Annotated in this window: 11 protein-coding genes; 4 read left to right on the forward strand and 7 right to left on the reverse strand. The window is 47.5% G+C overall.

The window, feature by feature from the left end; all coding sequences use genetic code 11:
- Positions 1 to 222 precede the first annotated feature (222 nt).
- Positions 223 to 1,209: a D-glycerate dehydrogenase gene (locus tag AOC07_RS02105; protein WP_215357997.1), complete on the forward strand. Its 987-nt coding sequence runs from the start codon at positions 223 to 225 to the stop codon at positions 1,207 to 1,209.
- An 84-nt stretch (positions 1,210 to 1,293) separates the two neighbouring features.
- Here the strand turns inward: AOC07_RS02105 and AOC07_RS02110 are convergent, their stop codons facing one another.
- The 5 genes from AOC07_RS02110 to AOC07_RS02130 form a co-directional block, all read right to left on the reverse strand.
- Positions 1,294 to 1,587, reverse strand: coding sequence for a hypothetical protein (locus AOC07_RS02110; protein WP_215293769.1), 294 nt, complete (start codon positions 1,585 to 1,587; stop codon positions 1,294 to 1,296).
- 12 nt (positions 1,588 to 1,599) lie between these two features.
- Positions 1,600 to 2,913, reverse strand: coding sequence for a gephyrin-like molybdotransferase Glp (gene glp, locus AOC07_RS02115; protein WP_215357999.1), 1,314 nt, complete (start codon positions 2,911 to 2,913; stop codon positions 1,600 to 1,602).
- Complete coding sequence (gene mobA / locus AOC07_RS02120; protein ID WP_215293771.1) at positions 2,910 to 3,515, reverse strand: molybdenum cofactor guanylyltransferase MobA; 606 nt, start codon at positions 3,513 to 3,515, stop codon at positions 2,910 to 2,912. The genes glp and mobA overlap by 4 nt, the downstream gene beginning before the upstream one ends.
- On the reverse strand, positions 3,515 to 4,642 hold the full coding sequence (gene moaA, locus AOC07_RS02125; RefSeq protein WP_215293772.1) for a GTP 3',8-cyclase MoaA: 1,128 nt from the start codon (positions 4,640 to 4,642) through the stop codon (positions 3,515 to 3,517). The genes mobA and moaA overlap by 1 nt, the downstream gene beginning before the upstream one ends.
- Positions 4,643 to 4,735: 93 nt before the next feature.
- Complete coding sequence (locus tag AOC07_RS02130) at positions 4,736 to 7,357, reverse strand: Rne/Rng family ribonuclease (RefSeq protein WP_215358001.1); 2,622 nt, start codon at positions 7,355 to 7,357, stop codon at positions 4,736 to 4,738.
- A gap of 465 nt (positions 7,358 to 7,822) precedes the next feature.
- Between AOC07_RS02130 and AOC07_RS02135 the strand changes: the two genes are divergently transcribed.
- Genes AOC07_RS02135 through sppA form a run of 3 tightly spaced genes read left to right on the forward strand, consistent with a single transcriptional unit; the run spans position 7,823 to position 10,476 of the window.
- Entirely contained in the window at positions 7,823 to 8,836 is a 1,014-nt protein-coding gene (locus AOC07_RS02135; protein ID WP_215358003.1) for an RluA family pseudouridine synthase, read from the forward strand.
- Between the two features lie 3 nt (positions 8,837 to 8,839).
- Complete coding sequence (locus AOC07_RS02140; RefSeq protein WP_215358004.1) at positions 8,840 to 9,505, forward strand: HAD-IA family hydrolase; 666 nt, start codon at positions 8,840 to 8,842, stop codon at positions 9,503 to 9,505.
- A gap of 23 nt (positions 9,506 to 9,528) precedes the next feature.
- Positions 9,529 to 10,476, forward strand: a complete 948-nt coding sequence (gene sppA / locus AOC07_RS02145; RefSeq protein WP_215358005.1) for a signal peptide peptidase SppA — start codon at positions 9,529 to 9,531, stop codon at positions 10,474 to 10,476.
- A gap of 30 nt (positions 10,477 to 10,506) precedes the next feature.
- Here sppA and AOC07_RS02150 read toward each other — a convergent pair whose 3' ends face one another.
- Positions 10,507 to 11,277 carry an SAM-dependent methyltransferase gene (locus tag AOC07_RS02150; RefSeq protein ID WP_215358006.1) on the reverse strand — a complete coding sequence of 257 codons (771 nt, stop codon included), beginning with the start codon at positions 11,275 to 11,277 and terminating at the stop codon, positions 10,507 to 10,509.
- Complete coding sequence (locus tag AOC07_RS02155) at positions 11,265 to 11,876, reverse strand: Maf family nucleotide pyrophosphatase (RefSeq protein WP_215293778.1); 612 nt, start codon at positions 11,874 to 11,876, stop codon at positions 11,265 to 11,267. Before AOC07_RS02155 ends, AOC07_RS02150 begins: the two co-directional genes overlap by 13 nt.
- Positions 11,877 to 11,897: the final 21 nt, after the last annotated feature.

Genomic DNA, 11,897 nt, shown 5'->3' on the forward strand with positions numbered 1-11,897 from the left:
CTAAATCTCCTATGATCGTTTTTTTATAAGTTCACTACTGGATGAAATAAATCCTTTCTAGAGGTTATTCCAAAATGGGGCAAATGGGATTGAGGGTTTCCCCTCGATCAGGGCGTATTTTTATTGTGCATTGCATCAATATATTGCCCTCATTATTTTCAAGATCAATTTAATATACGGGATTGCCAAAGAGCAGGTGATTAGATAAACACAAGGACAGATATGAGTAATAAACCGAAAGTTTTAGTGGCTAGAGCAATATTCCCTGATCTGCTTGCCAAATTAGAGGAGTCGTTTGAGGTCCGCTCTAATCAGGCTGATCAAGTCTTTACCCCCGAGGAATTACAAAAGGAGTTGTCAGGCGTGGCAGGTGCATTGGTCACTGGTAGCGAACGTATTGACGCAACTGCTTTGGCTAATGCCAAGAACTTAAAAATCGTAGCGAATATTTCAGTGGGCTACAACAATTTCGATGTGCCTTCAATCACTGCAGCCGGTGTTATGGCGAGCAATACGCCAGATGTATTGACAGATACCACAGCTGATTTTGGCTTCGCATTATTAATGGCCACGGCAAGGCGCATTACCGAGTCTGAGCGCTGGATTAGAGAAGGTCACTGGGATAAATGGTCCATTGTGACAAACCCATTGGGCATGGATTTACATCACAGTACTTTGGGCATTATTGGTATGGGCCGTATTGGGCAAGGCATTGCAAAGCGTGCCCTGGGCTTTGGAATGAATGTGATTTATCACAATCGCAGTCGTCTGCCTGAGGCTGATGAAAAAGCTTGCGGCGCAAAGTATGTCTCTAAAGAAGAATTACTTCGCACCGCTGATCACGTAGTCTTGGTATTGCCATACACAGCAGAAAATCATCACACTATTGGCGCCAAAGAAATTGCGCTCATGAAGCCTACTGCGACCCTGGTAAATATTGCCCGTGGTGGCATTGTGGATGATGCTGCTTTGGCGCAAGCACTTAAAGAGAAAAAGATTTTTGCTGCAGGCTTAGATGTATTTGAGGGTGAGCCCAAAGTCAATCCTGAATTACTGAAACTCAGTAATGTGGTGTTGGCTCCGCATATTGCTAGCGCAACCGAAAAGACTCGTAGAGCAATGATTGATTTAGCGGTAGAAAATTTACGTGCTGCAATTGCCGGTAAGAAGCCGCAAAGCTTGATTAATACAGAAGTATTTAAAGGCTAAAGCTGATTGCAAGAAACAATAAAGCCGAGCAATGCTCGGCTTTATTGTTTTATATCTTCTTAGGTTTTATTGATGTCTTGCGAATTACTCAGCTTCAATCTCTTCAGGTAGCTCGCGTAAGGCTAATTCAATTCCACCAAATTTGCCAGCGACCCAGTTATACACCTTGCAAGCAATCCACAGTAAACCAAAGCCAAGGAGGGCATTCAGAATGAGGGCAGACAGCACGGTAAATCCTGGAATGGCACCGTCACGAACAAAGGCAACAAATAAGGCCAACAAGACGATCGGAACAGAAAAACATAAATAAACCAAAACGAGTGTTTTGGCGGTGTGCATTGGGTCTAGGAAGACGAGTTCTTTTTTGCTAAGTTTCATAATGATGCAATCTTAAAGCAGTCCTTCAAAAAGCGCCACATCTACCCAGTCACCAGCAGCAATATTTCCTTGGTCGTGAGCGAGGATGACAAAGCAATTTGCTTCGCTCATTGAGCGCAAAATCCCAGCACCCTGGCTGCCGGTGAGTCTCACGGTCGGACGTCCTTCGGCATTACGCCCCAAGATGGCGCGTTGAAACTCTGTACGACCAGGTTTCTTTCGAATGGGGGCCTCAGAAATCGCTTGAGTCATTGGGGGCTCAGTCTGGTTAGAGCCGTTCAGTTGCAGGAGTGCAGCTCGAACAAATTGGTAGAAAGTCACCATTACGGCTACTGGGTTGCCGGGTAAGCCAAAGAACAATGTTTTGCGTTCAGAGGCTCCTGCAGTAGCTTTGAGGATGCCAAAGGCCATCGGGCGTCCAGGACGCATCGCAATTTTCCAAAAGCCAACATCACCTAACTCTTGCATGATCTGCTTGGTGAAGTCAGCTTCTCCAACAGAAACTCCCCCAGAGGAAATTAAGACATCCGACTTTGTGGCTGCATCAATAAATGCTTGCTTAAGTGCTGCGGGATCATCACGCACGATACCGCAGTCAATGATTTCGAGATTGAGGCGATTGAGTAAACCAGTGAGGCTATAGCGATTGCTGTCATAGATGCTGCCAGCATCTAATGTTTGTTCTAGTGATCGCAGCTCGTCGCCGGAGGACAGAATTGCTACCTTCAGTTTGCGCTTTACTTGAAGCGTGGAGATTCCCAATGATGCAGCTAAACCTAAATCAGAGGGGCGCAATAAACGACCGGCCTGAATCGCAGGTTTGCTTTGTTTTAAATCCTCACCACGCAAGCGACGATTCTCGCCAGGCTTTAATTGATTCTGCTTAAACTCAATCTGTGTTTCAGTTTGTGTAATGGTTAATTCCTGCGGAATGACTGTGTCGCAGTCAGCCGGCATCACAGCACCAGTCATGATCTTTAAACACTCACCCTGATTGATCTTACCTTTATAAGGCTTACCTGCAAAAGCAGTACCTACTATTTCCAGAGAGATATTGTTATCGCCTGTACCTAGGCATTTGCCATTGAAGGCATAACCATCCATTGCAGAGTTATCGGCCGCAGGAACATCAATTGGCGAAAGTAAGTCTTGAGTAAGAATGCGGTTGATGGCTTGATCTAGAGAAACTGTTTCGATATCTTTCGGATCATGAAGCGCCCTAGACTCTTCAATGAGTTCGTTGACTAACTGAGAAATGGCTTTACGAGCCTCATCCACGTGCAGCGATGAAGTGAGCAGAATTGGACTATTGGGTGAGTGCTTCATACAGAGGCCTCTTCTAATGCTTTTAATTCTTCAGGAGTATTGACGTTGGCAAACGCTTGCGCATCATTAAACACCACAGTACTACTGCGAATTTCTTTAAACCATCGATCGATTTTGAGATCACCCTTTTGTAGAAAAGTTTTCAGTGACTCTTGAAGATTGCTACGCATTAAACAAAAAACGGGTTGCGCCCAAACCTTGCCATCCGACTCACTACTAGAGGCATATACCAGCTGAAAGTCACCGCGGTTCATTTCGGCAGCTAGTTTTGTACCTAGATCTATTGGCAATAAAGGTGAATCACAAGGGGTGGTCAGTAGGTAGGTAGTTTTGCAGACTTTGAGGCCTGCAGAGAACCCTGCCAATGGCCCTGAAAAATCTGGAGTTTCATCCATGATGACGGGGTGACCATAGCCAGCGTATTTTGTAATGTTGCGATTGGCATTAATGAGGATTGGACCAACCTGGTTCTTGAGTTGTGCAATGGTCGATTCAATCAGTGGTTTATTGTGAAAAGAAATTAACCCCTTATCAACGCCCCCCATGCGTTGGGCACGACCACCAGCCAAGATGAGACCAGTAATTTGCTCAGGGGAAATCATTAGCCGCCGATATAAGACATTTCGACCTTGCGATTGCTGGTCGATTGATTGATGGTATTCGAACCACGAATCTCAGAGTAATGATCATCGCGTGTTGCCCAAGTATTCATAATCGCATTTGCAATCTCTAGATCGCTTTTTCCTGAGCGCAATAGAGTCTTGAAATCAAACCCTTCATTTGCAAAGAGGCAGAGATACATCTGGCCATCTGTGGAGATGCGAGCACGAGTGCATTCATGGCAGAAGGTTTGGGTAACGCTGGAGATCACACCGACTTCACCCGAGCCATCGACATAGCGCCAGCGCTGGGCAACCTCACCGGTGTAATTAGCTTCAATTGCCTCTAAGGGATAGACTTCATTGATGCTGGCAATAACTTCTTTAGACGGCAGTACCTCTGCCATATTCCAACCATTGGAACTGCCTACATCCATAAATTCGATAAAGCGCAGAATGACGCCACTGCCTTTAAAGTGTTTTGCCATAGATACGATCTCGTGATCATTCGTACCTTTTTTAACTACCATATTCACTTTGATATTCCCAAAGCCAACTTCCTTAGCGGCAGCAATGCCATCTAAAACATCTGATACCGGGAAGTCCACATCATTCATTTTTCTAAAGGTGGCATCATCAAGACCATCTAAGCTAATCGTCAGTCTTTGTAAACCGGCAGCTTTTAATGCAGCAGCTTTTTTGCGAAGGATGCTGCCATTTGTAGTTAGAGTGAGATCGAGTGGCCTTCCTTCTGGCGTGCGCACCTCCGCCAACATTTCTATCAGTAGTTCTAAGTTCTTGCGCAGTAATGGTTCGCCACCAGTTAAGCGAATCTTCTCGACACCCAAGGTGGAAAAGATTGAAGTTAAGCGAGCAATCTCCTCAAAGCTCAATAGTTCTTTGTGAGATAGGTAGGGGTAGCTCTGATCAAAGACTTCCTTGGGCATGCAATAGGTGCAGCGGAAGTTACAACGATCGGTGACTGAAATACGTAAGTCACGCAAAATGCGTCCACGAGTATCTTGGGTGTTGCCGTGAGGCGTAATGAGTTGCGCCCCAATAGACGGGTCGAGACCTTTGCCTTCATCGATACGGATGGGGATCACTTTGGGGATGACTTTTTCAACCATATGCACAATTATGGCCGTGAAACGGTGTTTCTGCCAAACCGCCAAATATCCTTATGGGATAAATGACGGTCTGGAGAAAAACTGGAGTACGCGTTAAACCGTTTTTTCTTGTCCGCCGGTTTCAACTAGAACCATTGGACCTTCTGGCAGACTTGCTGCAGGTTTTGGCGCCCTACCTAAGCTACTTGCCTCAGGCTGAATCTGGCTTTGTGCTTCTGCATGTTTCGAGGCATCAGTAGCGACCCAGATCATGCCAGCAGATTCCACCACGCTGTGCAATGGAGTTTCTTCAAGCGCCTGAAAGGCAACCTTAGGAAGCTCCGGCGCAGGCTTGGCAATAACTTCAACAGTAGAAACTGCTGCTACTGCAACTGGGGTTACAGGAGGGGTGCTCAGAGTAGCTTGCGCCGAACGATTTGATTGACGAGGAGGGCGTGGTGCTCTTTCGGCCCTTTCTTGTTTTTCGGCAGCAGGTTTTGCATTACCAAAGCTATTAGAAAGATTCTGCATCGGCATAGATGCGGATGCACCAGCCATGCCGACTGGAGGACCAGAAAACGGAATCACTGATGAAGTTGCCACTTCTAAAGTACTTGCATCACCATTTTCTGCGCGCTCGCCACGATCATTTCTGTTACGACCACGGCCACGACGATTACGACCACGGCCACGACGCTCTTCACCATCAGTGCTCGGTGCTGCTTCTGAACCTGGTGTAGCTTCTGTGGCAGGAGTTACTGCAGCTGGGTTTGCTTGACGCTCTGGCTTTGGACCATTCTGGTTACGGTTGCCGTTACGGTTATTGCGGTTGCCGTTGCGGTTGTTATTGCTTTCAGAAGCGCCTTCGGCTGCAGTCGCTGTAGGACGCTCTGCGCGCTCACCATTGCGTTCGCCACGACGGTTGCGACCACGATTGCGATCGCCACCATTACTGTTGCCATTGCGCCCTTGATTGCGACCACGGGCATTGCTTGGGGCTGGTTTTTCTTCTACTGCAGGCGAGGAGGAGAATAGCTTCTTGATAAATCCAAATAAACCACCAGAGCTTTCAGCTTGTACTTGCTCGGTACGTGCAGGACGTGGTTGGCTGATCGGCGCAGGTTGTGTTGGGGTGATGCCCTTAACGGCTGCTTCAGGACGAGCTTTCACATCAGCGTCTTTGCGACTTACTGTAGTGTCAGTTTCGAGTTCGCGAGCAGCTTCTTCAGCCATCACATAGCTAGCTTTTTGATCATCCAGACGTGGATCATCATGACGTAAACGCTCTAGCTTGTAATGTGGGGTTTCTAAATGCTTGTTCGGAACCATTAAGACGTTTACTTTGAAGCGAGTCTCAATCTTGATCACTTCAGCACGCTTTTCATTCAAGAGGAATGCAGCCACTTCGACTGGCACCTGAGTATGAATCGCTGCCGTGTTCTCTTTCATTGCTTCTTCTTGGATGATGCGCAGAACTTGCAATGCAGAAGATTCGGTATCGCGGATGTGACCTGTGCCGTTACAACGCGGGCAGGTTACATGGCTACCTTCAGAAAGGGCAGGGCGCAAGCGTTGGCGTGACATTTCCATCAAGCCAAACTTAGAGATTTTGCCCATTTGTACGCGGGCGCGATCATGACGCAGGGCATCGCGGAGGCGATTCTCAACATCTTTTTGAGCCTTGCTCGATTCCATATCAATGAAGTCAATCACGATCAAACCACCCAAGTCACGTAAACGTGCTTGACGAGCGATTTCATCGGCAGCTTCCAGGTTGGTGCGAGTAGCGGTTTCTTCAATATCCGAACCACGGGTTGCACGTGCAGAGTTGACGTCCACAGAAACCAGAGCTTCCGTGTGGTCGATCACAATGGCGCCACCAGATGGTAATGGCACGGTTCGTGAGTAGGCAGTTTCAATCTGGTGTTCAATTTGGAAACGAGAGAACAAAGGCACATCATCTTGATAGCGCTTTACTCGTGGCAAATTGTCTGGCATCACTACTGACATAAATGCAGCAGCTTGTTCATAGATGTCATCGGTATCAATGAGGATCTCGCCGATATCGGGCTGGAAGTAATCGCGGATTGCGCGGATCACTAAGCTGGATTCGAGATAAATCAGTAGGGGTGCTGAATTGCCTTTAGCGGCCTCATCAATCGCTTTCCATAACTGCATGAGGTAACTTAAGTCCCATTGCAGTTCTGTAGCGTCACGACCAATGCCAGCGGTACGAGCAATGATGCTCATGCCATCAGGTACTTCTAGTTGAGCCATTGCTTCACGCAGTTCTTGACGGTCTTCACCCTCAATGCGACGAGAAACGCCACCTCCGCGTGGGTTATTTGGCATTAATACCAAATAACGGCCAGCCAAGGAGATAAAGGAAGTTAAAGCGGCGCCTTTTTGGCCACGCTCCTCTTTTTCTACTTGAACAATGATTTCTTGACCTTCGCGCAAGGCATCCTTAATGGAGGCATTGCGAACGTCTATACCCTCTTTGAAATAAGTTCTGGCAACTTCCTTGAAGGGTAAAAAGCCATGACGCTCTTCACCATAGTTGACAAAACAAGCCTCTAGCGAAGGCTCAATGCGGGTAATCACACCTTTATAAATATTGCCTTTGCGTTGTTCGCGACCGGCAGCTTCAATATCAATATCAATGAGTTTTTGACCATCAACGATGGCAACTCGCAACTCTTCTTGTTGAGTTGCATTAAATAACATGCGTTTCATAACACTCTCCTATGGGGGAGGATGTCGTTGCGCGCTGCGTTAGGGGGACAAGTTTGATGCCGCAAAGGACTAAGCCGATGGCGGTATTTAAGTGTGGATCATGCAAATCTAGGCGCTTTTTGCCTAGTTCACCAAGTTAACTGTTGGTCAATTCGGTGCCACACTTGACGATCGCCGCAGAGACCTCCTTTAGGTCATCAATGCAGGCGCGCGCCTAAAAACTGTCTTCTAATCGCGGGTCGCGGCATACGGCACACCAACCCTGCGCCTCATTACAACGGGGGAGGGGCAACCCCGGGAGTCATTTAAAGGGCGACTCCAAGCTCCACGATTCAAACCTGACTTCAGGTTGGGATCAAGCCAATAAATTGGCTAGAGCGTTGATTATACGGCACAAGTTGAATGACAATGGGGTATTGTTGAGTCCCTTGTCATCCTCTACCGAGGTCGCAAGAGAGATAAATCATGAAATTCGACCCTATATTTAAGCCAAAAGTAGCTTCAGCCCCAGCGACAGTGCATCTACAGACTATCGGTCCGGAGGAGGCTGGACAGCGCTTGGATAACTATTTGCTCCGCTGGGCCAAAGGGGTCCCCAAAAGCCATGTCTACCGGATTATTCGCTCGGGGGAAGTGCGGGTAAATAAGAAGCGGGCCGAACCAACTACACGCCTGGTCGAAGGGGATATCGTACGAGTGCCACCCGTCAGAATTGCTGAGCCCGCCCAAATGGCTGCAGTCAATAGCGCTCAAACTAAATCTCGGGCCCACGGTTACTCAGACAAAATGCCAATCCTGTTTGAAGATGAGGCTCTCTTAATAGTAGATAAGCCTCCCGGTTTGGCAGTGCATGGCGGATCTGGAATTGCTTTGGGGGTGATTGAGACTTTGCGCATCACCCGCCCTGAATTGAAATTTCTGGAGTTAGTTCACCGTTTAGACCGAGATACCTCCGGCGTATTGCTGCTTGCCAAAAAGCGCAGTGCTTTAGTGGAGTTGCATCGCCAAATTCGTGAAGGTCAGACGGATAAGCGTTACTACTTGCTTGCCCATGGAGCAATTGAGCAGGGTGCTCAAGTGATGCAACTCAAATACCCGCTCCATAAATATCTTTTAGCCAATGGTGAGCGCAGAGTTCGAGTAGACCCCGAGGGACTACCAAGTCATACAGCTTTGCGCGTTACTAAGGTAATGAAACGTGAAGATGCTGCTATTACCCTGGCCGAAGCTCAATTGAAAACAGGCCGAACCCATCAGATCCGTGTGCATTTATTGAAGCTCGGTCATGCGATCTTGGGTGATGACAAGTACGGCTTTGAAGATCAAGATAAATTCATTAAATCGAAGCGTCTTTATTTGCATGCTCACCTAGCTGGGTTTACACATCCGCGTACTGGCGAGAAGATGCGGATTGAATCCCCGTTGCCAGCAGAGTTTGCGGCGATGATGAAGAATTTTCAACAAACAGAAGAGTCATAACAAGTGGATAAATCCAATCGCCGCTATGACCTGATTGTGTGGGATTGGGATGGAACCATTATGGATTCAACGCCAACCATCGTGCATTGCATTCAGCAGGCCTGTCGTGACTTGGGTTTTAAAGAGCCCGATGATGCATTAGCGAGCTCAGTCATTGGTTTGGGAATTCAGGATTCATTACGCAGAGCAGTTCCTTGGATTGAGCCGGTGCACTTTCCAAAATTGACGGATCGTTTTCGGTATCACTATTTAGCAAAAGATCATGAGCTCGATTTATTCGTGGGCATTCGTCAGCTCTTGGAAAAACTTCGAGCCGATCAATATCTATTGGGTGTGGCCACCGGTAAATCCAGGGTAGGCTTGGATCGCTCTTTAAAACACCACCAAATTGCTCATCTCTTTCATGAAACACGGACTGCCGACGAATCTTTTTCAAAGCCGCACCCAGGGATGTTGCTTGAGTTATCCGATGTAACCCAAGTGCCCACCCGTCGGATGTTGATGATCGGTGACACTACACATGATTTGGATATGGCAGCGAATGCTGGAGTAGATGCGGTGGCAGTGACGTATGGCGCGCATCCTCTCGATACCCTAAAAACATCCCCATCATTGGCGCATGTAGATGATGTGGCACAACTGTCACAATGGCTCAAAGATAATCTGTAAATACGCAATACTAAGGAATTAAGATGGAAAATAATCCAAGCCCAAACTGGGAACGTCAAGCTCTTGAGCATTTGCTCCTGGAGAACTTGAAAGAGAGTCGTAAAGCCCGTCGCTGGAAAGCTGTACTGCGCGTACTGACTTTAGTGGCAATGATTGGAGTGATTCTTTCGGTGTTTGATTTTCATCTACCAGGGCGCGGCATGGGTGTAGAAAAGCACACCGCTATGGTTACATTAGAAGGTGAAATCTCATCAAGCTCCATGGCAAATGCTCTGGACATTAACTCTTCATTGGTTTCTGCTTTTGAGAATGAGCACAGTGCTGGCGTTGTTCTGCGCATCAATAGTCCTGGCGGTTCACCGGTGCAAGCGGGGATGATTAATGATGAGATTCATCGTTTGCGTAAGCTTTATCCCAACAAACCCTTTTACGTTGTAGTCGAAGATATCTGCGCCTCCGGTGGTTACTATGTTGCAGTTGCTGGTGATCAGATCTTGGTGGATAAGGCCAGCTTGGTTGGTTCAATCGGCGTGATCATGGAAGGTTTTGGCTTTACCGGTTTGATGGATAAGTTAGGCGTTACTCGTCGCATGATTACCTCTGGATCCAATAAAGGCATGCTTGATCCATTCAGCAAAGAAAACCCTAAGCAAGTGGAAATGGTGAAAACCATGATCGATGAGATTCATCAGCAATTTATTGCAGTGGTGAAAGAAGGTCGTGGCACGCGTTTAAAAGACGCACCAGATTTATTTTCTGGACGCATCTGGAATGGTGAGCAGGCCGTCAAGATTGGTTTAGTAGATGGTTACGGCACAGTAGAGTCGGTGGCACGCGACATCTTTAAAGCCCCGGATATTTTGGACTACACCATGAAAGAAAATTTTGCGGAGCGTGTGGCGAAACGTTTTGGTGCAGAGGCTGGCGCAGCTGCTGGCAAGGTTTTGGTGAAGACGCCAGACTTGAAATAAAAACAAATCAGCAAAACAAAGCTCTCAAGATCAGGCCAATAGTAGAAATACTGTTGGCCTATTTTGTAGTGAAGCGCATGCAGCTTCATTTGGGTAGCGTTTGCGCCAATCTGCAATCGATAGTGTTGCAATCATTTCTGTTGTGAGGCTGAGATCTACGCCCAAGCAAAGTAAAGATTGTGGGGCTAAAGAACTTAAGCAAGCCATGAGCATCGCTGTATTGCGATAGGGTGTCTCAATCCAAATCTGAGTTTGCTGTAATTTGCGAGACTCCGCCTCCAACAGCTTGAGTTTGGCACTACGCTCATGCGTATCGTGAGGCAGGTATCCCTGAAAGGCAAAACGCTGGCCATTGAGACCGCTGGCCATTAATCCTAGCAAGATTGAGCTAGGACCGACTAATGGCTTCACTTGTGCTCCGAGTTGGTGTGCCGCTAAGACCAGCTCGGCACCAGGATCGGCAACACCTGGCACGCCGGCTTCAGACATTAAGCCCATATCATTGCCGGCAACTAGTGGTTTGAGTAAATCTGCAGGCTTCACAGCATCACCATACTTGGCGTTACGAGCTGCGCCTCGCCATTCGCTCATGTGCATTTCTTGAATAGTGCAAGCCAATGGAGAAATGCTATCGACTGCTTTTAATAAGGCGCGTGCTGTTTTGGCATCCTCAACAATCCAATGCTTTAGTTTGGCAGTTTGCAAAAGTGTTTCACTGGGGAGCACCCATGGCAATTGCTCAGTGCGTGCATCATCGCCTAATGTATTAGGGGTTAAAAAGAGTGTGCCTAGCTTTGCCATGATTCATTTTTCGTTGGAATGCTAAATCCAGCATCACGCAATAAACCCGTTAGAGCAATCAGTGGCAAACCAATGAGGGCGGTCGGGTCGTCGCTCCTAATGGAATCGAGAAGGCTAATGCCAAGGCCTTCAGACTTGGCGCTACCAGCGCAGTCATAAGGCTCTTCTGCAAGTAGATAGCTTTCTAAAACATCATCAGAGAGTTTACGAAAAGTAACTTCAGTCGGCACGTTTAATGTCGTTTGGTTATTGCCATTCATTAAACAAAGTGCTGTATGAAAAGTCACTGTCTGGCCGCGCATGACTTGGAGTTGGGCTAAGGCCCTTTCAAAATTACCAGGCTTGCCAATTGCGGCGCCACATAAATCGGCCACTTGATCAGAGCCAATCACCCATGCATTGGGATGCTCTTTAGCAACCGCCGCTGCTTTTGCAGCTGCAAGACGTAATGCCAATTCGAGAGTGCTCTCGCCAGTGAGCGGTGTTTCATCGACTTCAGGAGAAACAACTTTAAAAGGAATGCGCAAGCGTTCTAAAAGCTCGCGGCGATAGGTCGAGGTGGATGCCAAGATGAGGGGTGGATTGCTTAAGTTGCTCATTGCTGCTGACTTTCGAGGATG

The sequence above is a fragment of the Polynucleobacter sp. UB-Raua-W9 genome (genome assembly GCF_018687435.1).
Taxonomy (GTDB): domain Bacteria; phylum Pseudomonadota; class Gammaproteobacteria; order Burkholderiales; family Burkholderiaceae; genus Polynucleobacter.

Excerpts from the sequence above, each read along its gene's own strand:
- AOC07_RS02105 (WP_215357997.1), top strand. The coding sequence starts at position 223 with ATGAGTAATAAACCGAAAGTTTTAGTGGCTAGAGCAATATTCCCTGAT.
- AOC07_RS02110 (WP_215293769.1), bottom strand. The coding sequence starts at position 1,587 with ATGAAACTTAGCAAAAAAGAACTCGTCTTCCTAGACCCAATGCACACC.
- glp (WP_215357999.1), bottom strand. The coding sequence starts at position 2,913 with ATGAAGCACTCACCCAATAGTCCAATTCTGCTCACTTCATCGCTGCAC.
- mobA (WP_215293771.1), bottom strand. The coding sequence starts at position 3,515 with ATGATTTCCCCTGAGCAAATTACTGGTCTCATCTTGGCTGGTGGTCGT.
- moaA (WP_215293772.1), bottom strand. The coding sequence starts at position 4,642 with ATGGTTGAAAAAGTCATCCCCAAAGTGATCCCCATCCGTATCGATGAA.
- AOC07_RS02130 (WP_215358001.1), bottom strand. The coding sequence starts at position 7,357 with ATGAAACGCATGTTATTTAATGCAACTCAACAAGAAGAGTTGCGAGTT.
- AOC07_RS02135 (WP_215358003.1), top strand. The coding sequence starts at position 7,823 with ATGAAATTCGACCCTATATTTAAGCCAAAAGTAGCTTCAGCCCCAGCG.
- sppA (WP_215358005.1), top strand. The coding sequence starts at position 9,529 with ATGGAAAATAATCCAAGCCCAAACTGGGAACGTCAAGCTCTTGAGCAT.
- AOC07_RS02150 (WP_215358006.1), bottom strand. The coding sequence starts at position 11,277 with ATGGCAAAGCTAGGCACACTCTTTTTAACCCCTAATACATTAGGCGAT.
- AOC07_RS02155 (WP_215293778.1), bottom strand. The coding sequence starts at position 11,876 with ATGAGCAACTTAAGCAATCCACCCCTCATCTTGGCATCCACCTCGACC.